The 455-nt window shown below is 65.9% G+C and carries 1 protein-coding gene; it reads right to left on the minus strand.

Annotated features, from left to right (window positions below):
- Window positions 1-455 (minus strand): TraB/GumN family protein (locus CBX98_RS26345; RefSeq protein ID WP_172606029.1); only part of this gene is annotated, 455 nt, incomplete at both ends.

Consider the following 455-nt stretch of genomic DNA (forward strand, 5'->3'; position numbering starts at 1 on the left):
TCGCCGAGCAGATCCTCGATCGGAACGATGGCGACGGCCTGGGTGTCGTGGGCCATGGCGTTGTCGACCACGGTGAGCCACGCGTTTCGCACGGCCTTGGGTATGTCGGTGAGGCCGATTCGCTGCGCTACGCCGCCGTCGGTGACGGCATCGAGGCAGGCCGCGCGCTGTTTCGCCGTGCGGTCGTCGCGGAGCGCGCCGATATCGCCTGTGGCCCACGCATTTCCGCGGCGCGTCATGTCGGCGAGCTGCGCATCGATGTTGTCGACGCTCAAGGTGAAGCAGGAGAGATCGTCCAGCGTCGAGCGCTTGAACTCCTTCACGGCCTTGCGTGGGTCGTCGACCATCAGCGTGTACTGCACGGGCGTCTGCTTGATGTTGTACTTGGTCGCGATGGCCACCACGGTGCGCGTGATCACCCCCGCCTTGCCCAGGCCCGTCTTCTTCACCGCGTT

Origin of the sequence: Vibrio sp. T9 (assembly GCF_003123985.1) — a bacterium.
Taxonomy (GTDB): domain Bacteria; phylum Pseudomonadota; class Gammaproteobacteria; order Enterobacterales; family Vibrionaceae; genus Vibrio; species Vibrio diabolicus.